This is a genomic window from Stenotrophomonas sp. STEN031 (assembly GCF_056759975.1).
This window is the reverse complement of the sequence record NZ_JBRREA010000055.1, coordinates 1-23786: the sequence shown is the minus strand read 5'-3', so window position 1 is coordinate 23786 and position 23786 is coordinate 1. Positions and strand designations below refer to the sequence as shown.

Annotated in this window: 19 protein-coding genes and 1 tRNA gene; all 20 read left to right on the top strand. The window is 62.9% G+C overall.

Features of this window, described 5'->3' with window-relative positions; translation table 11 throughout:
• Positions 1-8: 8 nt before the first annotated feature.
• The 20 genes from ACVOLQ_RS18445 to pnp all read left to right on the top strand — a co-directional run bounded on the left by ACVOLQ_RS18445 (position 9) and on the right by pnp (position 23559).
• Complete coding sequence (locus tag ACVOLQ_RS18445) at positions 9-761, top strand: NADH-quinone oxidoreductase subunit C (RefSeq protein ID WP_313173596.1); 753 nt, start codon at positions 9-11, stop codon at positions 759-761.
• Between the two features lie 89 nt (positions 762-850).
• Positions 851-2080, top strand: a complete 1230-nt coding sequence (locus tag ACVOLQ_RS18440) for an NADH-quinone oxidoreductase subunit D (protein WP_481528884.1) — start codon at positions 851-853, stop codon at positions 2078-2080.
• Positions 2081-2171: 91 nt separating this feature from the next.
• A complete protein-coding gene (nuoE, locus tag ACVOLQ_RS18435; RefSeq protein ID WP_313173597.1) occupies positions 2172-2699 on the top strand; it encodes an NADH-quinone oxidoreductase subunit NuoE in 528 nt (175 codons plus the stop codon).
• A 3-nt stretch (positions 2700-2702) separates the two neighbouring features.
• Entirely contained in the window at positions 2703-4040 is a 1338-nt protein-coding gene (nuoF, locus tag ACVOLQ_RS18430; RefSeq protein ID WP_313173598.1) for an NADH-quinone oxidoreductase subunit NuoF, read from the top strand.
• Complete coding sequence (gene nuoG / locus ACVOLQ_RS18425; RefSeq protein WP_481528880.1) at positions 4037-6271, top strand: NADH-quinone oxidoreductase subunit NuoG; 2235 nt, start codon at positions 4037-4039, stop codon at positions 6269-6271. Before nuoF ends, nuoG begins: the two co-directional genes overlap by 4 nt.
• Complete coding sequence (gene nuoH, locus ACVOLQ_RS18420) at positions 6268-7362, top strand: NADH-quinone oxidoreductase subunit NuoH (protein WP_312369905.1); 1095 nt, start codon at positions 6268-6270, stop codon at positions 7360-7362. The genes nuoG and nuoH overlap by 4 nt, the downstream gene beginning before the upstream one ends.
• A gap of 3 nt (positions 7363-7365) precedes the next feature.
• Complete coding sequence (nuoI, locus tag ACVOLQ_RS18415; RefSeq protein ID WP_057626697.1) at positions 7366-7854, top strand: NADH-quinone oxidoreductase subunit NuoI; 489 nt, start codon at positions 7366-7368, stop codon at positions 7852-7854.
• 9 nt (positions 7855-7863) lie between these two features.
• A complete protein-coding gene (locus ACVOLQ_RS18410; protein ID WP_313173601.1) occupies positions 7864-8517 on the top strand; it encodes an NADH-quinone oxidoreductase subunit J in 654 nt (217 codons plus the stop codon).
• A complete protein-coding gene (nuoK, locus tag ACVOLQ_RS18405; protein WP_054656949.1) occupies positions 8514-8819 on the top strand; it encodes an NADH-quinone oxidoreductase subunit NuoK in 306 nt (101 codons plus the stop codon). The genes ACVOLQ_RS18410 and nuoK overlap by 4 nt, the downstream gene beginning before the upstream one ends.
• A gap of 7 nt (positions 8820-8826) precedes the next feature.
• Positions 8827-10941, top strand: coding sequence for an NADH-quinone oxidoreductase subunit L (gene nuoL / locus ACVOLQ_RS18400; RefSeq protein WP_481528879.1), 2115 nt, complete (start codon positions 8827-8829; stop codon positions 10939-10941).
• Positions 10942-10960: 19 nt separating this feature from the next.
• The gene (locus tag ACVOLQ_RS18395) at positions 10961-12472 is read left to right on the top strand and encodes an NADH-quinone oxidoreductase subunit M (RefSeq protein ID WP_481528878.1); all 1512 of its coding nucleotides are present in this window, start codon (positions 10961-10963) and stop codon (positions 12470-12472) included.
• A 36-nt stretch (positions 12473-12508) separates the two neighbouring features.
• Positions 12509-13966 (top strand): NADH-quinone oxidoreductase subunit NuoN, encoded by a 1458-nt coding sequence (gene nuoN / locus ACVOLQ_RS18390; protein WP_313173604.1) that lies wholly within the window; start codon positions 12509-12511, stop codon positions 13964-13966.
• A gap of 202 nt (positions 13967-14168) precedes the next feature.
• Positions 14169-14245, top strand: a tRNA-Met gene (locus ACVOLQ_RS18385).
• A 197-nt stretch (positions 14246-14442) separates the two neighbouring features.
• Positions 14443-15030: a ribosome maturation factor RimP gene (gene rimP, locus ACVOLQ_RS18380; protein WP_313173605.1), complete on the top strand. Its 588-nt coding sequence runs from the start codon at positions 14443-14445 to the stop codon at positions 15028-15030.
• 4 nt (positions 15031-15034) lie between these two features.
• Positions 15035-16546 carry a transcription termination factor NusA gene (nusA, locus tag ACVOLQ_RS18375; protein WP_313173606.1) on the top strand — a complete coding sequence of 504 codons (1512 nt, stop codon included), beginning with the start codon at positions 15035-15037 and terminating at the stop codon, positions 16544-16546.
• A 95-nt stretch (positions 16547-16641) separates the two neighbouring features.
• Positions 16642-19281, top strand: coding sequence for a translation initiation factor IF-2 (gene infB / locus ACVOLQ_RS18370; protein ID WP_313173607.1), 2640 nt, complete (start codon positions 16642-16644; stop codon positions 19279-19281).
• A gap of 170 nt (positions 19282-19451) precedes the next feature.
• Positions 19452-19835, top strand: coding sequence for a 30S ribosome-binding factor RbfA (gene rbfA, locus ACVOLQ_RS18365; RefSeq protein WP_313173608.1), 384 nt, complete (start codon positions 19452-19454; stop codon positions 19833-19835).
• A 114-nt stretch (positions 19836-19949) separates the two neighbouring features.
• Complete coding sequence (gene truB / locus ACVOLQ_RS18360) at positions 19950-20861, top strand: tRNA pseudouridine(55) synthase TruB (protein ID WP_481528877.1); 912 nt, start codon at positions 19950-19952, stop codon at positions 20859-20861.
• Positions 20862-21043: 182 nt separating this feature from the next.
• A complete protein-coding gene (rpsO, locus tag ACVOLQ_RS18355) occupies positions 21044-21304 on the top strand; it encodes a 30S ribosomal protein S15 (protein ID WP_057626688.1) in 261 nt (86 codons plus the stop codon).
• Positions 21305-21450: 146 nt separating this feature from the next.
• On the top strand, positions 21451-23559 hold the full coding sequence (pnp, locus tag ACVOLQ_RS18350; protein WP_313173610.1) for a polyribonucleotide nucleotidyltransferase: 2109 nt from the start codon (positions 21451-21453) through the stop codon (positions 23557-23559).
• Positions 23560-23786: the final 227 nt, after the last annotated feature.

Here is a 23786-nt window from a genome sequence, read left to right as displayed (position 1 = left end):
CAGCCCCCATGGCCCAGCAAGCACCTTCTCTCATCGATAAACTTCGCGCCCGTTTTGCCGGTGCGCAGGTTGTGGTGGTCGAACCGCGCGGCGAAGTAACGCTGGAAGTGGCTGTTGCCGATTGGCACGCAACCGCTCTGGCATTGCGTGACGAACTCGGTTTCGAACATGCCACCGACCTGTGCGGCGTCGATTACCTCGGCTACGGCAGCGACGAGTGGGATACCTCGGACGTTTCCTCGCATGGCTTCAGCCGTGGCGTGGAAGGCAGTGGCGCCGGTCGTTTCGCCTGGGGTGAATTCCCCAGTCACGAAACTGCCGAGGGCGCGCAGCCGGACGCCATGCCGAAGCAGCGCTTTGCGGTGGTCTGCCAGCTGCGTTCCTACCAGCACAACCAGCTGCTGCGCATCCGCTGCTACGCGCCGAGCGAGTCGCTGCCGGTGGTGGCCTCGCTGACCGATATCTACCCGGGCCTGAACTGGTTCGAGCGCGAAGCGTTCGACCTGTACGGCGTGATCTTCGAAGGTCACCCGGACCTGCGTCGCATCCTGACCGACTACGGTTTCGTGGGCCATCCTTTCCGCAAGGATTTCCCGCTGATCGGCAACGTCGAAGTGCGTTACGACGAAGAAAAGAAGCGTGTGGTCTACGAGCCGGTGACTTCGGTCGAGCCGCGCGTAGGCGTGCCGCGTGTTATCCGCGACGATGCCCGTTTCCAGACCGCTGAAGGCGAGCGCGCGCAGACGGAGGCAAGCAAGTGAGTGCGGACGTAAAGAGGGAATTCCACCAGGCCTCGCAGGCCTTTGCGAGCAATCCTGCCGAAGCGAAGCAGGAGATCCGCAACTACACGATGAATTTCGGCCCGCAGCATCCGGCCGCGCACGGTGTGCTGCGCCTGATCCTGGAAATGGATGGCGAAACCATCATGCGCGCCGATCCGCATATCGGCCTGCTGCACCGCGCGACCGAGAAGCTGGCCGAGTCCAAGCCGTTCAACCAGTCGATCGGTTATATGGATCGCCTGGATTACTGCTCGATGATGTGCAACGAGCACGCCTATGTCCGCGCCATCGAAACCCTGGTGGGTATCGAAGTGCCGGAGCGTGCGCAGTACATCCGTACCCTGTTCGATGAAGTCACCCGCATCCTGAACCACCTGATGTGGCTGGGCTCCAACGGCCTGGATCTGGGTGCGATGGCGGTAATGCTGTACGCCTTCCGTGAGCGCGAAGAGCTGATGGATTGCTATGAGGCAGTCTCCGGCGCGCGCATGCACGCGGCGTACTACCGTCCGGGCGGCGTGTACCGCGACCTGCCGGACACCATGCCCAAGTACAAGGAATCGCGTTGGCACAAGGGCAATGCGCTCAAGCGCCTGAACGCCTCGCGCGAGGGCTCGCTGCTCGACTTCCTGGAGAACTTCACCAATGAGTTCCCCAAGCGCGTCGACGAATACGAAACCCTGCTGACCGACAACCGTATCTGGAAGCAGCGTACCGTTGGCATCGGCGTGGTCACCCCGGAACACGCGCTGTCCTGGGGCATGACCGGCGTGATGCTGCGTGGCTCGGGCATTGCCTGGGACCTGCGCAAGAAGCAGCCGTATGCCAAGTACGATGCGGTCGATTTCGACCTGCCGCTGGGCACCAACGGCGACTGCTACGACCGTTACCTTGTCCGCGTTGCCGAGATGCGCGAATCCAACCGCATCATCAAGCAGTGTGTGCAGTGGCTGAAGGCCAACCCCGGCCCGGTGATGGTCAAGAACTTCAAGGTCGCTCCGCCGGCTCGCGCCGAGATGAAGGACGACATGGAAGCGCTGATCCATCACTTCAAGCTGTTCAGTGAAGGCTACTGCGTCCCGGCTGGTGAAACCTATGCAGCGGTCGAAGCGCCCAAGGGCGAGTTCGGTTGCTACCTGGTGTCCGACGGTGCCAACAAGCCGTTCCGCGCGCACCTGCGCGCACCGGGCTTCGCCCACCTGTCGTCGATCGATTCGGTCGTGCGCGGCCACATGCTGGCCGACGTGGTGGCGATGATCGGTACCTACGACCTGGTGTTCGGTGAGGTTGACCGGTAATGCCGGCGAGCCACACATCGCCCGTTGCCTGCGCAGCCCTGCTGCCGCAGGCATCGGTTTTTCAGAATTTGGTATTCGTTGAGGTCGGCCGATGAAGGCGACGGGTAATTACGAGGCGGCGCGCGACGTCGACCCGATGGTGGTGTTGAGCGACAAGACACGCGCTCACATCGATCACTGGCTGACCAAGTTCCCGCCGGAGCGCAAGCGTTCGGCGGTGCTGCAGGGTCTGCATGCCGCGCAGGAGCAGAACCAGGGCTGGCTGAGCGACGAGCTGATCGCCGCTGTTGCCAAGTACCTGGACCTGCCGTTCGTGTGGGCCTACGAGGTTGCCACCTTCTACTCGATGTTCGAGACCGAGAAGGTGGGCCGCAACAACGTCGCCATCTGCACCAACATCAGCTGCTGGCTCAACGGCGCCGACGACATCGTCCGCCACTGCGAGAAGAAGCTGGGCATCAAGCACGGTGAATCGACTGCAGACGGCCGCGTCTACCTCAAGAAAGAGGAAGAGTGCCTGGCTGGCTGCGCGGGCGCACCGATGATGGTCATCAACGGTCATTACCACGAGCGCCTGACGCTGGACCAGGTCGACGCGCTGCTGGACGGGCTGGAGTAAGGCATGGCACACCACGAATCCAAGGGCCCGGTCGGACCGGCGCCGCTTCCGCACAACGTGGTTTACACCACGCTGCACTACGACACCCCGTGGTCGTACGAAAGCTATCTGAAGACCGGTGGCTACGCCGCGCTGCGCAAGATCATCGAAGAGAAGATCGCGCCGGCCGACGTCATCGAGATGGTCAAGCAGTCCGGCCTGCGCGGCCGCGGCGGCGCGGGCTTCCCGACCGGCCTGAAGTGGTCCTTCATGCCCAAGGGCGATGTGCAGAAGTACATCCTGTGCAACTCGGATGAATCCGAGCCGGGTACCTGCAAGGACCGCGACATCCTGCGCTACAACCCGCACTCGGTGGTGGAAGGCATGGCGATCGCCTGCTACGCCACCGGTTCGACCGTGGGCTACAACTACCTGCGTGGTGAGTTCCACCACGAGCCGTTCGAGCATTTCGAGCAGGCCCTGGCCGATGCCTACAAGCACGGCTGGCTGGGCAAGAACGTGCTGGGCAGCGGCGTAGACATCGACATTTATGGCGCACTCGGCGCTGGCGCCTACATCTGCGGCGAAGAAACCGCATTGATGGAGTCGCTGGAAGGCAAGAAGGGCCAGCCGCGTTACAAACCGCCGTTCCCGGCCAACTTCGGCCTGTACGGCAAGCCGTCGACGATCAACAACACCGAAACCTATGGTTCGGTGCCGGCGATCATCCGCAACGGCCCGGAATGGTTCAAGAACCTGAGCCTGACCAACAACGGTGGCCCGAAGTGCTTCTCGGTCTCCGGTTGCGTGACCAAGGGCGGCAATTTCGAAGTGCCGTTGGGCACCACCTTTGATGACCTGCTGGCGATGGCCGGTGGTCTGCGTCCGGGCCGTACGCTGAAGGCGGCGATTCCGGGCGGCGTGTCGATGCCGGTGCTGACCGCCGAGCAGCTCAAGGGCCTGCCGATGGACTACGACACCATCCGCGCACTGGGCTCGGGCCTGGGTTCGGGGGCCATCGTGGTGCTGGATGACAGCGTCTGCTGCGTCAAGTTCGCCTGCCGCATCAGCCAGTTCTTCCACAAGGAATCCTGTGGCCAGTGCACCCCGTGCCGTGAGGGCACCGGTTGGATGCACCGCGTGCTGGAGCGCATCGTTGCCGGCCAGGCCACGATGGAAGACCTGCATCAGCTGAAGACGGTGGCCGGCCAGATCGAAGGCCACACCATCTGTGCGTTCGGTGAGGCGGCAGCGTGGCCGATCCAAGGCTTCCTGCGCCAGTTCTGGAACGAATTCGAGTACTACATCGTCAACGGTCATTCGATGGTTGACGGCAAGAAGGTGGAGGCTGCTGCCGCATGAGCGCGCAACCGGTAAATCCCAACGTACCGCCGGATCACGTCACCATCGATATCGATGGTCAGACCCTGGTCGTACCCAAGGGTTCGATGATCATCCAGGCCGCCGACAAGGCCGGCATTCCGATTCCGCGCTTCTGCTACCACGAGAAGCTGCCGATCGCCGCCAACTGCCGCATGTGCCTGGTCGACGTTGAAAAGTCGCCCAAGCCGTCGCCGGCCTGTGCCACCCCGGTCATGGATGGCATGAAGATCCAGACCCGCAACGAAAAGGCGCTCAAGTACCAGCGTTCGGTGATGGAGTTCCTGCTCATCAACCACCCGCTGGACTGCCCGATCTGCGATCAGGGCGGCGAGTGCGAGCTGCAGGACGTGTCGCTGGGCTACGGCCGCTCGGTCAGCCGCTTCAACGAGCGCAAGCGCGTTGTGGTCGACGAGGACATGGGGCCGCTGGTCGCCACCGAGATGACCCGCTGCATCCAGTGCACCCGCTGCGTGCGCTTCACCGCTGAAGTCGCTGGCACCTACGAGCTGGGTGGCATGTCGCGCGGTGAAAACCTGCAGATCGGCACCTATGACGGCAAGCCGCTGACCACCGAGCTGTCCGGCAACGTCATCGACGTGTGCCCGGTCGGTGCGCTGACCAACAAGGTGTTCCAGTTCAAGGCGCGCCCGTGGGAACTGACCGCACGCGAGTCGCTGGGTTACCACGACGCGATGGGTTCCAACCTGTTCCTGCACGTGCGCCGTGGCGAAGTGCTGCGCGCTGTGCCGCGTGACAACGAGCTGGTCAACGAGTGCTGGCTGTCGGACCGTGACCGTTATTCGCACCAGGGCCTGTATTCGGCTGACCGCGCGGTCAAGCCGCTGCAGAAGGTCAATGGCGAGTGGAAGGAAGTGAGTTGGGCCGAAGGCTTGGCCGCTGCACGTGAAATCTTCGAAGCCAACCGTGGCGACGAGCTCGGCGTGCTGGTGCACCCGGCGACGTCGAACGAGGAGGGCGCATTGCTGGCCCGCCTGGCCGCTGGCCTGGGTTCGAACAACATCGACCACCGCATCAACAACCGCGATTTCTCCGACGCCCCGGTTGCCGAAGTGTTCGGCATGTCGTTGGCCGAGATCGAGCACGCCGACCAGATCGTTGTGCTGGGTAGCAATATCCGCCACGAACTGCCGCTGCTGCACGCTCGCCTGCGCAAGGCACAGACCACCAACGGCGCCAAGATCCATTCGATCAACCCGGTCGATTTCGACTTCGCGTTCAAGCTGGCTGGCAAGCACATCGTTGCACCGTCACGCTTCGTCGAGACGCTGGGCAACGCGCAGCTGGTCGATGCAGTGAAGGCTGGCAACAACACCGTCATCATCGTCGGTGCGATTGCCGAGAATCATCCGCAGGCTGCTGCGATCCGTTCGGCCGCCAGCGCGTTTGCCGCTGCCACCGGCGCCAAGCTGTGCCGCATCCCGCAGGGTGCCAATGCCGTGGGCCTGGCCCAGGCTGGCGTGCTGCCGGCCGGCAAGGACGTCAATGCAATGCTGGCGCAGCCGCGCAAGGCCTATGCCCTGTACGGCATCGAGCCGGGTCTGGACTTCGCCGATACCGCCGCTGCCCGCAAGGCGCTGGCCGGTGCCAAGGTTGTGGCCTTCAGCCACTTCGCCTGCACCTCGACCCGCGATGTGGCCGATGTGATCCTGCCGATCGGCGCGCTGCCGGAAATCGACGCAACGCTGACCAATCTGGACGGCCGCAACCAGGTCGCCCGTGCCGGTGGCAAGCTGCAAGGCGAGGCCCGCGAGGGCTGGCGCGTGCTGCGTGCCCTCGGTGGTGACCTGCAGCTGGCCGGTTTCGGCTTCACCGATCTGGCCGGCCTGCGTGCCAGCCTGCAGCCGGTGACCGTCAAGGTGTCCGCTTCGGCACAGCCGCAGCCGGCAGGCGAGGGCTTCGAAGTGGCTTCGACCCCGGCGATCTACCGCACCGACGCCGTCGTGCGTCGCGCGCAGGCGCTGCAGTCGCATCCGCTCAACAATGATCCGCGCATCGTGCTCAATGCCGATGACGCCGCGCGTCTGCAGCTGACCGAAGGCCAGATGGCCAAGGTCGGCACCGACGCCGGCCGCGCCACCTTGTCGGTGGTGGTTGACGCTCGCGTCGCCGCCGGCACGGTGTGGATTGAATCGGGCCACGGCGCAACCGCGCCGCTGGGTGCCGCACGTGTAACGGTGGTGGCTGCATGAACGAGTTGCTGTTGAACGCGGTCGATCCGCTGCACCAGTGGTTTCTGGCCCTGGGCGATATCGGCATCGTGCTGTGGACGGTGCTGAAGATCCTGGTGATCGCCATGCCGATCATCATCTCGGTTGCCTTCTACGTGTTGTGGGAGCGCAAGCTGATCGGCTGGATGCACGTCCGCCACGGGCCGATGTACGTCGGTCTTGGTGGCCTGCTGCAGGCCTTCGCCGACGTCACCAAGCTGTTGTTCAAGGAAATCATCGCGCCGGCCAGCGCCCACAAGGCGATGTACGTCATCGCGCCGCTGATCGTGCTGGCACCGTCGTTCGCGGCGTGGGCCGTGGTTCCGTTCGACTACAAGCTGGTGCTGTCCAACGCCAACGTCGGCCTGCTGTACCTGCTGGCGATGACCTCGCTGGGCGTGTACGGCGTGATCCTGGCCGGTTGGGCATCCAACTCCAAGTACGCCTTCCTCGGTGCGATGCGTTCGGCCGCACAGGTGGTCAGCTACGAAATCGCGATGGGTTTTGCCCTGGTTGGCGTGATGATCGCCGCCGGCAGCCTGAACCTGACCGATATCGTACTGGCGCAGAAGGGTAATTCGGGCCTGTTCGACTGGTTCCTGCTGCCGCTGTTCCCGCTGTTCGTCGTGTATTGGGTGTCCGGCGTTGCCGAAACCAACCGCGCGCCGTTCGACGTGGTCGAAGGCGAGTCGGAAATTGTGGCCGGCCACATGGTGGAGTACTCCGGCGGTGCGTTCGCACTGTTCTTCCTGGCCGAGTACGCCAACATGATCCTGGTCAGCTTCCTGATCTCGATCTTCTTCCTCGGTGGCTGGTTGAGCCCGCTCCAGGGTTGGATCACGGCAGACATCTCGCCGTGGATCAACTGGATCTGGACCGGCGGCTGGCCGTGGCTGCTGCTGAAGGTGCTGTTCTTCGCCAGTGCGTACATCTGGTTCCGTGCCAGCTTCCCGCGCTTCCGCTATGACCAGATCATGCGTCTGGGCTGGAAGGTGTTCATCCCGCTGACCATTTTCTGGATCGCGGTGACGGCACTGATGGTGTTCTACGGCGTGATCCAGAAGGGCGTTTGATTCATGAATAAGATCACCCACTATTTCAAAAGTCTGTTGCTGCTCGAGTTGCTCGGTGGCCTGTGGCTGACGCTGAAGTACGCGTTCAAGCCCAAGTACACCGTGATGTACCCGATGGAGAAATTCCCGCAGTCGCCGCGCTTCCGTGGCCTGCATGCCCTGCGCCGTTACCCCAACGGTGAAGAGCGCTGCATCGCCTGCAAGCTGTGCGAAGCGGTGTGCCCGGCACTGGCCATCACCATCGACTCGGCCAAGCGCGAAGACGGCACCCGCCGCACCACGCGTTACGAGATCGATCTGTTCAAGTGCATCTTCTGCGGCTTCTGCGAAGAAAGCTGCCCGGTGGACTCGATCGTCGAGACCCACATTCTCGAGTACCACTTCGAGAAGCGTGGCGAGAACATCATCACCAAGCCGCAGCTGCTGGCACTGGGCGACCGGCTTGAAGCCGAAATCGCCGAGCGCCGCGCCGCCGACGCCGCCTTCCGCTGAGGTCTTGAGATGGATTGGGTAAATATTTGTTTCTGGTTCTTCTCCATCATTGCCGGCATTTCCGCGGCAGCGGTGATCAGTGTGCGCAACCCGGTATACGCCGTGCTGTGCTTGATCCTGACGTTCTTCTCCATCGCCTGCGTCTGGCTGCTGGTGGGGGCGGAGTTCCTTGGCGTCACCCTGGTGCTGGTGTACGTCGGCGCGGTGATGGTGTTGTTCCTGTTCGTGGTGATGATGTTGGACATCGACACCACCAACCTGCGTGAAGGCTGGGTGCGTTACCTGCCGGTCGGCCTGGTGGTCGCGGTGGTGATGCTGGTGCAGATGCTGACCCTGATCGGGGTCAAGGCGCGCACCGCACCGTTCCCGGTGGACAACGCCGCGGCGGTGGCTGCCGATACGTCGAACATCACCTGGCTGGCACGCAGCCTGTTCACCGAATACCTGCTGCCGTTCGAGTTTGCTGCCGTGATCCTGACCGTGGCCGTGGTGGCAGCCGTGATGCTGACCCTGCGCCGTCGCCAGGGCCTGAAGACGCAGAACCCGACCGCACAGACCATGACCAAGGCAAAAGACCGCCTGCGCATGGTCAAGATGGCCGCCGAAAAGCCGGTGGTGCAGGTCGATACGCAACATGACGGTGGCGAGGAGGCCAAGCCATGATTTCCCTGGGCCATATGCTCGCACTCGGTGCGGTGATGTTCTGCATCAGCGTTGCCGGCATCTTCCTCAACCGGAAGAACATCATCGTGCTGTTGATGTCGATCGAACTGATGCTGCTGTCGGTGAACATCAACTTCATCGCCTTCTCGCGTGAGCTCGGCGACACCGCCGGTCAGCTGTTCGTGTTCTTCATCCTGACCGTGGCCGCAGCCGAAGCTGCAATCGGCCTCGCGATCCTGGTGACCTTGTTCCGTACTCGCCACACCATCAACGTGGGCGAAGTCGATTCGCTGAAGGGCTGATCCGAAGATGGAAATCACTCTCTCCAAGAGTCTGTTGATTGCAGTGGTGCTGGCACCGCTGTTCGGCAGCATCATCGCCGGCCTGTTCGGTCGTCAGGTGGGGCGCAAGGGCGCCCAGTACATCACCATCCTGGGCGTGGCGATCAGCTGCGGCCTGTCGGCCTACATCTTCTCCCAGCTGCTGTGGGGTGGGGCGCAGCCGTTCAACCAGAACGTCTACACCTTCTTTGAAGTCGGCCAATATGCGGCGCATGTCGGTTTCATGATCGATCGCCTGACCGCGATGATGATGGTGGTGGTGACCTTCGTGTCGCTGCTGGTGCATATCTACTCGATCGGCTACATGGCCGAGGACGATGGCTACCAGCGCTTCTTCAGCTATATCTCGCTGTTCACCTTCTCGATGCTCACCCTGGTGATGAGCAACAACTTCCTGCAGCTGTTCTTCGGCTGGGAAGCGGTGGGCCTGGTGTCGTACCTGCTGATCGGTTTCTACTTCAAGAAGCCCACGGCCATCTTCGCCAACATGAAGGCCTTCCTGGTCAACCGCGTTGGTGACTTCGGCTTCCTGCTCGGCATCGCCGGCATCCTGTGGGCCTTCGGTTCGCTGGATTACGCCACCGTGTTCGCCAACGCCAGCACCGTGCTGGGCTCGGATGTGACCGGTCACGCGATGGTGCAGCTGATCGGCGACCACCAGTGGAGCGTGGCGACCATCATCTGCATCTGCCTGTTCATCGGTGCGATGGGCAAGTCGGCACAGGTTCCGCTGCACGTCTGGCTGCCGGACTCGATGGAAGGCCCGACCCCGATCTCGGCGCTGATCCACGCCGCGACCATGGTCACCGCGGGTATCTTCATGGTCACCCGCATGTCGCCGCTGTTCGAGCTGTCGCAGACCGCGCTGGACTTCATCCTGTTCATCGGTGCCACCACCGCGTTCTTCACCGGCCTGATCGGCATCGTGCAGACCGACATCAAGCGTGTGGTTGCGTATTCCACGCTGTCGCAGCTGGGCTACATGACGGTTGCACTCGGTGTGTCGGCCTACTCGGGCGCCGTATTCCACCTGATGACCCACGCCTTCTTCAAGGCGCTGCTGTTCCTGGGTGCCGGTTCGGTCATCATGGGCATGCACCATGAGCAGAACATGATGAAGATGGGCGGCCTGCGCAAATACATGCCGGTTACCCACATCACCATGTGGATCGGTACGCTGGCCCTGGTGGGGACGCCGTTCTTCTCGGGTTTCTACTCGAAGGACACCATCATCGAAGCGGCCGCGATGCATGCGCACGCTGCCGAGGCTGGCTGGGTTGCCCTGTACGGTTACTGGGCGGTGCTCGGTGGCGTGATCGTCACCAGCTTCTACAGTTTCCGCCTGCTGTTCCTGACCTTCTTCGGCAAGGAACGCTTCCGCGACGCACACGATGATCACCACGCTGATCATGGCCACGGCCACGATGACCACCACGGTCATGGTGCGCACGAGCCGCACGAGTCGCCGCTGGTGGTGACCGTGCCGCTGATCCTGCTTGCCATCCCGTCCATCCTCATCGGCTTCTTCACCATTGGCCCGATGCTGTTTGGTACCGGCTGGGATGGTCATGCTGCCGCTGTTGGCATCCCCGGCCAGGCCATGTCGTTCTTCACCGGCATCGTCGACTTCTACGACCCGGCGCGCGACACCATCGCCGAGGTGGGCAAGGAGTTCTGGCACGGTTCGGTGGCCTATGCGATACACGGCATGCAGATGCCGGCGTTCTGGCTGACCGTTGCAGGTTTCGCGCTGGCCTGGGTGTTCTACATCTGGAAGCCGGAACTGGCAGGGCAGGCTCGCAAGACCCTGGCACCGGTGGTTTCGGTGCTGGAAAACAAGTACGGCTTCGACAAGCTCTGGATCGACGGCTTTGCCGGCGGTGGTGTGCAGCTCGGCAAGGCCGCCCGTGCCGTTGATAGCACGGTCGTTGATGGGGTGATGGTCAATGGTTCGGCGCGTCTGGTCGACCTGGCTGCCAACCTGTTGCGCCGCACCCAATCCGGTTTCCTCTACCACTACGCGTTCGCGATGATCATCGGCCTGATTGCCCTGTTGGGCGTGCTGATGCATTTCTGGCGTTGACCTGTACGGAATAGAAGACGTGTCGAACTGGCCTCTACTTAGTATCCTCATCTGGCTGCCGATCCTCGGCGGTGCGTTGATCCTCGCTGTGCGCAACGCCCAGGCCGCCCGTTGGGCGTCCCTGGCGGTGGCATTGCTCACCCTCCTGCTCAGCCTCGGCTTGCTCAGCGGTTACGACCGCGGCGCTGCCGATGTGATGCAGTTCGTCGAACAGCACCCGTGGATCCCGGCGTTCGACATCGGCTACAACCTGGCGGTCGACGGCATCGCCATCGCCCTGATCCTGCTGACCACGCTGATCGGCGTGCTGGCACTGATCGGCGCCTGGGGCGTGGTCGACAAGCGCGTCAACCAGTACGTGGCCGCCTTCCTTATCCTGGAGGGCGTGACGGTCGGCATCTTCGCCGCGACCGACGCGATGCTGTTCTACGTGTTCTTCGAAGCCATGTTGATCCCGATGTTCCTGATCATCGGTGTCTGGGGCGGCCCGCGTCGTATCTACGCTGCCATGAAGTTCTTCCTGTACACCTTCCTCGGCTCAGTGCTGATGCTGGTGGCGCTGATCTACCTGTACCTGAAGGGCGGCAGCTTCCAGCTGGTCGACCTGTACCAGCTGCAGCTCTCTGCCAAGGAGCAGACCTGGATATTCTTTGCGTTCCTGATCGCCTTCGCGGTCAAGGTGCCGATGTTCCCGGTGCACACCTGGCTGCCGGACGCGCACGTGGAAGCGCCCACCGCCGGTTCGGTGATCCTGGCCGCGATCGCACTGAAGATCGGTGGCTATGGTTTCCTGCGCTTCAACCTGCCGATCGTTCCCGATGCCAGCCACGAGTGGGCCTGGCTGGTGATCGCGCTGTCGCTGGTGGCGGTGATCTACGTCGGCCTGGTGGCGATGGTGCAGGACGACATGAAGAAGCTGATCGCCTATTCGTCGGTCGCGCACATGGGTTTCGTCACCCTGGGTACCTTCACCGCACTGTGGCTGGTGCGTGACGCAGGCAACGCGGACGCCGCCCGCCTGGGCCTGCAGGGCGCGATGGTGCAGATGGTTTCGCACGGTTTCGTGTCCGGTGCGATGTTCTCCTGCGTAGGCGTGCTGTACGACCGCATGCACAGCCGCCGCATCGCCGACTACGGCGGCGTGGTCAACGTGATGCCTTGGTTTGCCGCCTTCGCGCTGCTGTTCTTCATGGCCAACTCCGGCCTGCCGGGTACCAGTGGCTTCGTCGGCGAGTTCATGATCGTGCTGGCTGCGTTCCAGTGGAACCCGCTGGTGGCACTGGGTGCTGCGACCACGTTGATCATCAGCGCTGCTTACTCGCTGTGGCTGTACAAGCGTGTGTTCTTCGGTGAGGTGGGCAATGCGCACGTTGCCGAACTGAAGGACATGAATGGTCGTGAGTGGCTGGTAATGGGCGTGTTTGCCGTTGGCACCTTGGTGCTGGGCTTCTATCCCAAGCCGCTGACCGACCTGATGGAGCCGTCCATCGCCCATCTGGCGATGCAGATCGCTTCGAGCAAGCTGCTGTAAGCGGCCCGTCGAGAGTATTGATTCCAGGATTTGATGATGACCACGCCGACGCCTCTGCCGTTGACCATGACCGACCTGCTGCCGTTGCTGCCCGAACTGGTGGTGATTGGCGGTGCCTTTGCCCTGTTGATCCTTGATCTGTTCATCAGCAACCGGCACAAGGTCTGGACCCACTTCATCTCGGTGGCCATCCTCGCTGTCGCCTTCATCATGCTGTTGAACGGCGTGGGCGGGCAGGGCGAGGTGTTCCACGGGATGTTCATCCGTGACAACGCTGCCGACGTCATGAAGACCGTCGTGGTGCTGGTCAGCGGCCTGAGCCTGATCTACGGCTGGAGCTACCTGCGCGAGCGCAACCTGTACCAGGGCGAGATCCCTGTGCTGATGTTGTTCGCCACCGCCGGCATGATGATCCTGGTGTCGGCCGGCAGCCTGCTGATGGTCTACCTCGGCCTGGAGCTGTTGGCGCTGTGTTCCTACGCGCTGGTTGCCAGCAACCGCGAGAACAAGCTCGCTGCCGAAGCCGGCATGAAGTACATCGTGCTGGGCTCGCTGGCCTCGGGCCTGCTGCTGTATGGCATGTCGCTGATCTATGGTGCCACCGGTTCGCTGCACCTGGATGTGATCCACGCCGCCATCCCCCATTCCGACGAGCGTCTGCTGTTGTTGACCGGTGCGGTGTTCATGGTTGCCGGCGTGGCCTTCAAGCTGGGTGCTGCCCCGTTCCACATGTGGCTGCCCGACGTCTACCAGGGTGCGCCGGCGCCGGTCGCGCTGTTCATCAGCTCGGCGCCGAAGCTGGCGGCGTTCGGCATGGCTTACCGCCTGCTGGAAATGGGCGTGGGCCCACTGTCGACCGAACTGCAGTACGTGCTGGCTGGCCTGGCGGCACTGTCGCTGGTCGTCGGCAACCTGATGGCCATTGCCCAGACCAACCTGAAGCGTATGCTGGCTTACTCGACCGTGTCGCACATCGGCTTCCTGCTGATGGGCATCGCCGGTGGCGGTGAGCAGGGCTATTCGGCCGCGCTGTTCTACGCCATTGCCTACGCCATCATGTCGACGGCCGCGTTCGGCGCGATCATTGCCTTGTCGCGCGCCGGGTTTGAAGCCGAGAACATCGAGGACTTCAAGGGCCTGAACGCGCGTAGCCCGTGGATGGCCGGTCTGGTCCTGTGCATCATGGCCTCTTTGGCGGGTATCCCGCCGTTCCTCGGCTTCTGGACCAAGTTGTCGGTGCTGAGCGCGGCCATCAATGGCGACCTGCTGTGGCTGGCGATGGTAGGTGTGATCTGCGCGGTGATCGGTTGCTTCTATTACCTGCGTGTCATCAAGGTCATGTACTTCGATGAGCCGGTCGGCGAGCCGCTGCCGCGCAACAATGACCGCATCCTGGGCATCGTGCTGGGCGTGAATTCCATCCTGTTGCTGTTCCTGCCGCTCGGCTTGGGTCCGCTGATGGAGTGGATGCGCAATTCTTTTGCACATTTGTAATAAAAAACGTTACAAATCTGCGCGAAGTGTGTATTATTCATCTCCTGAGTTGACGGCCTCACCGCCCAGCGGGAAGGTCGGAATCACCTGATAAGTGATTCAACCGGAAGGGTTTTTCCGGGTTTCTCCAGCTTCTTGTGAGAAACGCGAAGTAAATAAGTCTTGCATTATCGGCTTGGTTACTTCATAATTCCGCTTCTGATGCGGGGTGGAGCAGTCTGGCAGCTCGTCGGGCTCATAACCCGAAGGTCGCAGGTTCAAATCCTGCCCCCGCTACCAGCTTCGGTCTTTGCAACACGATGTGTTGATGAGGCAAAAGTTGGGCTCGCAAGAACGGCTGCTTCCGTTCTTGCAACCGGGATCCGGTCATCGGATCCAAACGGACAAAGGGCCCATGTGGGCCCTTTGCTGTTTCTGGAAATCAGAAACCCCGGTTGGGTGACAACCGTTCTCTAACTTACGAATCAAGGCAGGCTGTGAGCGACAAGGCTACTGAAATCGCGAATCTGCTGAGCCCCACCGTGCAGGCGTTGGGGCTCGAGTTGCTGGGCGCCGAGTATCTGCCGGCACCGGGCGGTGCAACGTTGCGCCTGTATATCGATGTGCCGATGGCTGAGCAGCCCGAGCGCATGGTCAATATCGACGACTGCGAGCGGGTCAGCCGCGAAGTGTCGGCCCAGCTTGACGTCGAAGACCCCATCAGCGGCAACTACACGCTGGAAGTGTCTTCGCCGGGTGTGGATCGTCCGCTGTTCACGCTGGCCCAGTTCGAACAGGCCATCGGCGAATCCGCCAAGGTCGGCCTGAAGCTGCCGCAGGAAAATCGCCGTCGCCTGCAGGGCGAGATCGTCGCGGTGGACGCGGCCCAGGGCACGGTGACCTTTGTCGTCGACAACAAGCCGTTCGTGGCCTCGTTCGACAACATCGACAAGGCACGCATCATTCCGGACTGGGCCGCGCTTGGCCTGGCACCGACCAAACCGACGGGTCCGGCCCCCAAGCAGGGCAAGGCCAAGAATAATTCCAATAACGAAACGGCGGCCAAAAAGCCGCGCGCGGAGTGAGCCGATGAGCAAGGAACTTTTGCTGGTAGTTGACGCAGTCGCCAACGAGAAGGGCGTGCCGCGCGAAGTCATTTTTGATGCGATCGAAGCGGCATTGGCTTCGGCGGCGAAGAAGCGCTACCCCGACCAGGAAGTGCTGGCGCGCGTGTCGATCAACCACAAGGACGGTACCTACGAGACCTTCCGTCGCTGGGAAGTGGTTGCCGATGACGTGGTGATGGAGTCGCCGGATCGCCAGATCCGCCTGATGGACGCCGTGGACGAGGCCGATGGCGTCGAAATCGGTGATTTCATCGAAGAGCAGATTGAAAACCCCGATTTCGGCCGTATCGCAGCGCAGGCTGCCAAGCAGGTCATCGTCCAGCGCGTGCGCGAAGCCGAGCGCCAGCAGGTGGTGGATGCATGGAAGGATCGCGTTGGCGAACTGGTCACCGGTGTGGTCAAGCGCGCTGAGCGCGGCAACATCTACGTGGACCTGGGCGGCAATGCCGAAGCCTTCATCCCGAAGGACAAGGGTATTCCGCGTGATGTGCTGCGTGCCGGCGACCGCGTGCGCGGCTACCTGGCCGAAGTGCGTTCGGAACCGCGTGGCCCGCAGCTGTTCATCAGCCGCGCCGCCCCGGAATTCATGATCGAGCTGTTCAAGCTGGAAGTGCCGGAAGTCGGCCAGGGCCTGGTCGAGATCAAGGCCTGTGCACGTGACCCGGGCGACCGCGCCAAGATCGCCGTGCTGGCCCACGACAGCCGCACCGATCCTATCGGCGCCTGCATCGGCATGCGCGGTTCGCGCGTGCAGGCGGTGTCCAACGAGCTCAATGGTGAGCGCGTCGACATCGTGCTGTGGAATGACAATCCGGCCAACTTCGTCATCAACGCGATGGCGCCGGCCGAGGTTCAGTCGATCATCGTCGATGAAGAAAAGCACTCGATGGATCTGGCCGTGGCCGAAGACCGCCTGGCCCAGGCCATCGGCAAGGGCGGCCAGAACGTGCGCCTGGCCAGCCGCCTGACCGGTTGGCAGCTGAACGTGATGACCCAGGACCAGGTGACCGCCAAGTCGGAAGCCGAGCAGGGCGTTGCCCGTCAGCTGTTCATGGACAAGCTGGAAGTGGATGAGGAAATTGCCGGCATCCTGGTGTCGGAAGGCTTTGGTACGGTGGAAGAAATTGCCTACGTGCCGGTTGGTGAGTTGCTGGCAGTGGAAGGCTTCGACGAAGATATCGTCGAAGAACTCCGTGCCCGCGCCCGCGATGCGCTGCTCAATGAAGCGCTGGCGGTGGAAGAGGGGGCTGACGGCGGTGTGCCGGCAGCCGACCTGCTGGCACTGAAGGGCATGGATGAGGCTACTGCGTACGCGCTGGCTGGCCACGGTGTGCGCACAAGTGAGGATCTGTCGGACCTGGCTGCCGACGAGGTTCTGGAGTTCGGCATCGAGGGCATGGATCTGGAGCGCGCCGCGGCGCTGGTCCTGGCAGCCCGCGCCGAGGAGATCGCCCGCCTGGAGCGTGGCGAATGAGCCAGCGATGAACAGTGCCCTGAGCCGCTCAGGGCGTAGACTCCGCGCTGCCTTCGTTCGTGACGAGGGAGCGCAAACAAGATCATAGGATCCGAATGTCGCAGCAAACCACCATCCGCAAGCTCGCCGAACTGGTCAATACGCCGGTCGAGAAACTGCTTGAACAGCTGTCCCAGGCCGGGATGAAGTTCAGCGGTCCCGACCAGGTCGTGACCAGTACCGAGAAAGTGAAGCTGCTTGGCTTCCTCCGCCGTTCACATGGCAAGGAAGAGCAGCCGGTCGAAGAGGCTGACGCCGCATCGAAGAAGATCACCCTGAACCGCCGCAAGCATCAGGAAGTGACCGTCAATGCTGGCCGTAGCAAGACCACCGTCAATGTCGAAGTGCGCCAGAAGCGTACCTACGTCAAGCCGGAAGGTGGCAAGGCTGCGATGACGCCGGACGAGGAGCGCGCGGACATCCTGCGCAAGCTCGAGGAATCGCGTCAGCGCAATCTCGAAGAGCAGCGCATGCTGGCCGAGAAGGACCGCGCCCGCGACGAAGGCATTGCTGCCCAGAAGGCGGCCGAAGAAGCCGAGCGCGCCCGCGTCGAAGCCGAGAAGCGGGCTGCTGAAGAGGCGGCCAAGGCCGCCGCTGCAAAGCCGGCCCCGGTTGAGGTCGAGGCGGATGCACCGCCGGCGCGCAATGCACGCCACGCGCCGTCAGCGGCTGCCCCGACCCGCGCCCCCGTGCGCGAGGATCGCGGCAACAACGCCAATGCCAATGCAAAGCCGGGCAAGCGCAACGAAGGTGGCGATGGCAACCGTTTCGGCGGCCAGCTGCATCTGTCGGCGTCTGATCGTGCCCGTCGTGGCAACAGCAACAACAGTAATTCGCGCGGTCGTCCGGGTGCGCGTGCACCGCAGGGCCGTCGCGGCAATGACGCATCGCGTAGCGGTGGCGGCAGCCACGCCTTCGAACGTCCGACCGCACCGGTGGTGCGTGAAGTCGCCGTTGGCGACACCATCACCGTGGCCGATCTGGCCCAGAAGCTTGCCCTGAAGGGCGGCGAGGTGGTCAAGGCGCTGTTCAAGATGGGTGTGATGGCCACCATCACCCAGTCCATCGATCACGACACCGCTGCACTGGTTGTCGAGGAACTCGGCCACAAGGTCGTGCGTGCCAACGACAACGACGCCGAAGACGCACTGCTGGCGATCAGCGATGCCGACGAGCGCGTGGCGGTGCCGCGTGCGCCGGTGGTGACCATCATGGGTCACGTCGACCACGGCAAGACCTCGTTGCTGGATTACATCCGCCGTACCAAGGTTGCCAATGGCGAAGCCGGCGGCATTACCCAGCACATCGGTGCGTACCATGTGACCACGCCGAAGGGTGTGATCAGCTTCCTCGATACCCCGGGCCACGCCGCGTTCACCTCGATGCGCGCCCGCGGTGCGCAGCTGACCGATATCGTGGTGGTGGTTGTCGCCGCCGACGATGGCGTGATGCCGCAGACCAAGGAAGCCATCCAGCACGCTCGCGCCGCCAATGCGCCGATCGTGGTGGCCATCAACAAGATCGACAAGGCCTCGGCCGACCCGATGCGCGTCAAGAACGAACTGCTCGCCGAGCAGGTCGTTGCCGAAGAGTTCGGTGGTGACGTGCAGATGGTGGAAATCTCGGCCAAGACCGGCCTGGGCATCGACGACCTGCTGGATGCGATTTCGCTGCAGGCCGAAGTGCTGGAGCTGAAGGCCGTGGCCGATGGTCGCGCCAGTGGCGTGGTCATCGAATCCTCGCTGGACAAGGGCCGCGGCCCGGTCGCGACGGTGCTGGTGCAGCAGGGCGTCCTGAAGAAGGGCGACTACCTGGTGTGCGGTATCCAGTACGGCCGTGTGCGTGCACTGTTCGACGAAACCGGCAGCCAGGTTGGCGAAGCGGGTCCGTCCATTCCGGTGCAGGTGCTGGGTCTGTCCGGCGTGCCGGAAGCCGGTGATGACTTCGTTGTGGTCGAGGACGAGCGCCTGGCCAAGGACGTTGCGCAGACCCGTGAAACCAAGCGTCGCGAGTCGCGTCTGGTCGCCACTGCGGGTAGCCGCATGGAAGACATCATGGCGCAGCTGGGCAAGGGTGAAGGCCAGCAGGTGCTGAACCTGCTGATCAAGGCCGACGTGCAGGGTTCGGTGCAGGCACTGAGCCAGGCGCTGGTCGCGCTGTCCAACGACGACATCCGCATCAACGTGATCCACTCCGGCGTGGGTGGCATCACCGAGTCCGACGCCAACTCGGCCGTGGCTTCCAAGGCCACCGTCATCGGCTTCAATGTGCGTGCGGACGCTTCGGCCCGTCGCATCATTGAATCCAACGGCGTTGACCTGCGTTACTTCTCGATCATCTATGACGTGATCGACCAGGTGAAGCAGGTGGCCTCCGGTCTGCTCGGCGTGGAAATCCGCGAAGAGATCATCGGTATCGCGCAGGTCCGCGACGTGTTCCGCAGCTCCAAGTTCGGCGCGGTTGCAGGCTGCATGATCATCGAGGGCGTGGTGAAGCGGAACAAGCCGATCCGCGTGCTGCGCGACAGCGTGGTGGTGTTCGAGGGCGAGCTGGAATCGCTGCGTCGTTTCAAGGAAAACGTCGAGGAAGTTCGCAACGGTACCGAGTGCGGTATCGGCGTGAAGGCTTACAACGACGTCAAGCCGGGCGACCAGATCGAGTGCTTCGAACGTATCGAAGTGCCGCGCACGCTGTAACGGCTGCGATCGAGGTGCCGGGAGTCGGGATTCGCTGAGGCGGATCCTGACGAGCGGAACCTCCAGCAGCTGGGTCGGGGAATCGCGAGTTGTGGCCGTGGATGCGGTTGCTGCGAGCGGTTCCCTTCCGGTTTCATTGAAATTCACTCTTTATTGCTGATACTTGCCTGATGCCTAAGACTTTCCATCGTACCGACCGTGTTTCTGCACAGATCCGTCGTGATCTGGGCACGCTGGTGCATGCCGCCGTGCGCGAGTTCGGGCTGCCCTCGGTCAGCGTGTCGGACGTGGAAGTCACCCGTGACATGGCCCATGCCAAGATCTTCGTGACCGCGCTGATGCCGGAGCGTGCGGATGAGGCGATGAAGGGCCTGCGTGAGTTGTCGGTCGAGCTGCGCATGTCGCTGGCCAAGGCAATGAAGCTGAGGCATGTGCCGGAACTGCATTTCCACTACGACGACTCGGTCGATCGTGGCGAGCGCATCGACAATCTGCTGCGCGACCTGGCGCCGCCGCCTGAGTCCGACGCCGACAAGGGCAACGATAAAGCGTAATCGCAGCAGCCCGTAAGGGCTGTTGTCATGTCTGGCCTACGCAAGCTGGCGTAGGTGACTTTCCTGTTTTCTGCCGGCTGCGCCGAACCCGCAGCGGCCTGCCCATGGTGTTGCATGCGTCCCCGAATCCAATTCCGCCGCCTGGATGGCATCGTTCTGCTCGACAAGCCGGCCGGCATGAGCTCCAACACGGCGCTGCAGGTTGCGCGTCGTCTGTTCCGTGCCGAGAAGGGTGGTCATACCGGCAGCCTTGATCCGCTGGCCACCGGTCTTCTTCCGCTGTGTTTTGGCGAAGCGACCAAGATCGCCGGCTTGTTGCTGGGCTCGGCCAAGGCTTATGACGCTGAAATCCGGCTCGGCAGCACCACCGATACCGATGATGCCGACGGCGCGGTGCTGCGCGAGCGGCCGGTGCCTGAAATCAGCGACGCGCAGTTGCAGGCGGCCTTGGCCAGCCTGACGGGCAGCATCCTGCAGCGGGCGCCGATCTACTCGGCATTGAAACAGGGGGGCGAGCCGCTGTACGCCAAGGCGCGCCGCGGTGAGGCCATTGAAGCCCCCGAGCGCGAAGTGCAGGTGCAGTCCATTGAAGTGCTGGCCCGTGAAGGCGAGCGCCTGACGCTGCGGGTGACGTGTGGCTCCGGTACCTATATCCGCAGCATTGCGCGGGATCTGGGCGAGCTGCTCGGCTGTGGTGCGCATGTCACCGCGCTGCGCCGGCTGTGGGTGGAACCGTTCATGGCGCCGCGGATGATCGGTCTGGATGCCCTGCGCGCGATAGCTGAATCCGGGGATGAAGCCGCTCTGCTGGAATGGTTGCTGCCGATCGAACAGGGCCTGAGCCAGTTTCCCCGGGTCGAGCTGGACAGCGCACAGGCCGCCCGGTTCTGTCTCGGGCAGCGTCTGCGCAATCCGGCCTGGCCGCCAGGTCTGGTGGTGGTTTACGGCGACGGTGGCCAGCCGCTGGGACTGGGCCAGGTCGAGGAAGGTGGGCGACTGGGGCCGCAGCGCCGGTTCAATCTCTGAACGGGCAGGAGCGGATCCAGGCTTGCCGGTGAGGTTTGCCTTGTCCCGGATGGTCGTGACCGTTACAATTTTGCGGCCCTCAAAAGGGCAACTGTCCGCTTCTATGGGCAGCCTATTAATCGGCGAGCTGTGCGGTGCGTCTTGAGACGTTCCTGCTGGCCCCGCATCTGAAGAGAAAAATCATGTCGATCGACACCCAGAAAGTCATTGAAGAAAACAAGCGCGGCGCTGCCGACACCGGTTCCCCGGAAGTGCAGGTCGCCCTGCTGACCGCTCGCATTGAACTGCTGACCGGCCACTTCAAGGAACACAAGAAGGATCACCACAGCCGCCGTGGCCTGCTGCAGATGGTCAACCGCCGCCGTAGCCTGCTCGACTACCTGAAGAACAAGGATGTCGCACGCTATAAAGCATTGATCGAAAAGCTCGGCCTGCGCCGTTAATCGATATCCGCCGCGGCGCAGCGATGCGCCGCGGCTTTGTTTTAAGCGCTTCAAAATCGTAGTAGACCGGCCGGAACCGCCCGGCCAGCCGCTGCCAGCATGGGTTGGCATCGGACCAATCTAAGAAAGCATTTCAAGGATCCCCCGTGGCAAAAATCACCAAAACCTTCCAGTACGGCAAACACACCGTCACGCTTGAGACTGGCGAAATCGCCCGTCAGGCCGGCGGCGCAGTCATCGTCAAGATGGACGACACCGTGTTGCTGGTCACTGCCGTCGCCGCCAAGAGCGCGCGCGAAGGCCAGGACTTCTTCCCGCTGACCGTCGATTACCAGGAAAAGTTCTACGCCGGTGGCCGTATCCCGGGTGGCTTCTTCAAGCGTGAAGGCCGTGCGACCGAAAAAGAGACGCTGATTTCGCGCCTGATCGATCGCCCGATCCGTCCGCTGTTCCCGGAAGACTACAAGAACGAAGTGCAGATCATCGCCACGGTGATGTCGCTGAACCCGGAAGTGGACGGCGACATCGCCGCCCTGATCGGTGCTTCGGCCGCCCTGTCGCTGGCCGGTACCCCGTTCAAGGGCCCGATCGGCGCTGCCAAGGTTGGTTACAAGGACGGCCAGTACATCCTCAACCCGACCGTGTCGGAGCTGAAGGAATCGCAGCTGGAGCTGGTGGTCGCTGGTACCGCCAACGCCGTGCTGATGGTGGAATCCGAAGCCGCGCTGCTGTCCGAGGACGTGATGCTGGGCGCCGTGACCTTTGGTCACCGCGAAATGCAGAAGGTCATCAACGCGATCAACGAGCTGACCGTTGAAGCCGGCACCAAGCCGAGCGACTGGGTTGCCCCGGCCAAGAACACCGCGCTGATCAGCGCCCTGCAGGAAGCCGTCGGCGGCAAGCTCGGCGAAGCCTTCCAGGTGCGCGACAAGCTGCAGCGTCGTGACGCGATCTCGGCGATCAAGAAGGACGTGGTCGAGACCCTGGCAGGCCGCGTTGCCGCTGAAGGTTGGAACCCGGCCGAGCTGTCGAAGGAATTCGGCGAGCTGGAATACAGCACCATGCGTAACGCGGTGCTGGACACCAAGGTCCGCATCGACGGCCGTGCGCTGGACACCGTCCGCCCGATCGCCGTGAAGACCGGCGTGCTGCCGCGTACTCACGGTTCCTCGCTGTTCACCCGCGGTGAAACGCAGGCCATCGTGACCATCACCCTGGGCACCGCCCGTGATGGCCAGGTGATCGACGCCGTTGCCGGTGAGTACAAGGAAAACTTCCTGTTCCATTACAACTTCCCGCCCTACTCGGTCGGTGAGTGCGGTCGTTTCGGTGCGCCGAAGCGTCGTGAAATCGGCCACGGCCGTCTGGCCAAGCGCGGTGTGCTGGCTGTGATGCCGTCGCTGGAAGCCTTCCCGTACACGATCCGCGTGGTGTCGGAAATCACCGAATCCAACGGCTCCTCGTCGATGGCTTCGGTCTGCGGTTCCTCGCTGGCCCTGATGGACGCCGGCGTGCCGGTCAAGTCGCCGGTTGCCGGTATCGCCATGGGCCTGGTCAAGGAAGGCGAGCGTTTCGTCGTCCTGTCCGACATCCTGGGTGACGAAGATCACCTGGGCGACATGGACTTCAAGGTCGCTGGTACCGCCGAGGGCATCTCCGCCCTGCAGATGGATATCAAGATCGAAGGCATCACCGAAGAGATCATGAAGCAGGCACTGCAGCAGGCCAAGGCTGGCCGTCTGCACATCCTGGGTGAAATGGCCCACGGCCTGACCTCCCCGCGTGCCGAGCTGTCGGACTACGCGCCGCGCCTGCTGACCATCAAGATCCACCCGGACAAGATCCGCGAAGTGATCGGCAAGGGTGGTTCCACCATCCAGGCCATCACTAAGGAAACCGGCACCCAGATCGACATCCAGGACGATGGCACCATCACCATTGCTTCGGTGAACAACGCCGCTGCCCAGGCTGCCAAGGCCCGCATCGAGCAGATCACCTCGGACGTCGAGCCGGGCCGCATCTACGAAGGCAAGGTCGCCAAGATCATGGACTTCGGTGCATTCGTCACCATCCTGCCGGGCAAGGACGGTCTGGTCCACGTGTCGCAGATTTCCAGCGACCGCGTCGAGAAGGTTGGCGACGTGCTGAAGGAAGGCGATGTGGTCAAGGTCAAGGTGCTGGAAGTCGATAAGCAGGGTCGTATCCGCCTGTCGATGAAGGCCGTTGAAGAAGGCGAGGGCACCCCGGCCGAATAAGGCTGCGGTGTTGTATCGCTGAGAAGAAAAGCGGGCTTTGTGCCCGCTTTTCTTTTGCCCGAAAGACAACGCTCCGATGTAGTGCCGAGCCGTGCTCGGCAAAGACATCCCAGCATCCCTTGTAGTGGGGGGGCGGGGCGGGCGCCGGGGGGGGCGGGGGGGGCCCGCCCCCCCCGCGAGCCCCGCGCCCCCCCCCCCCCCGACCCCCGCACACCCACGGCAACCCC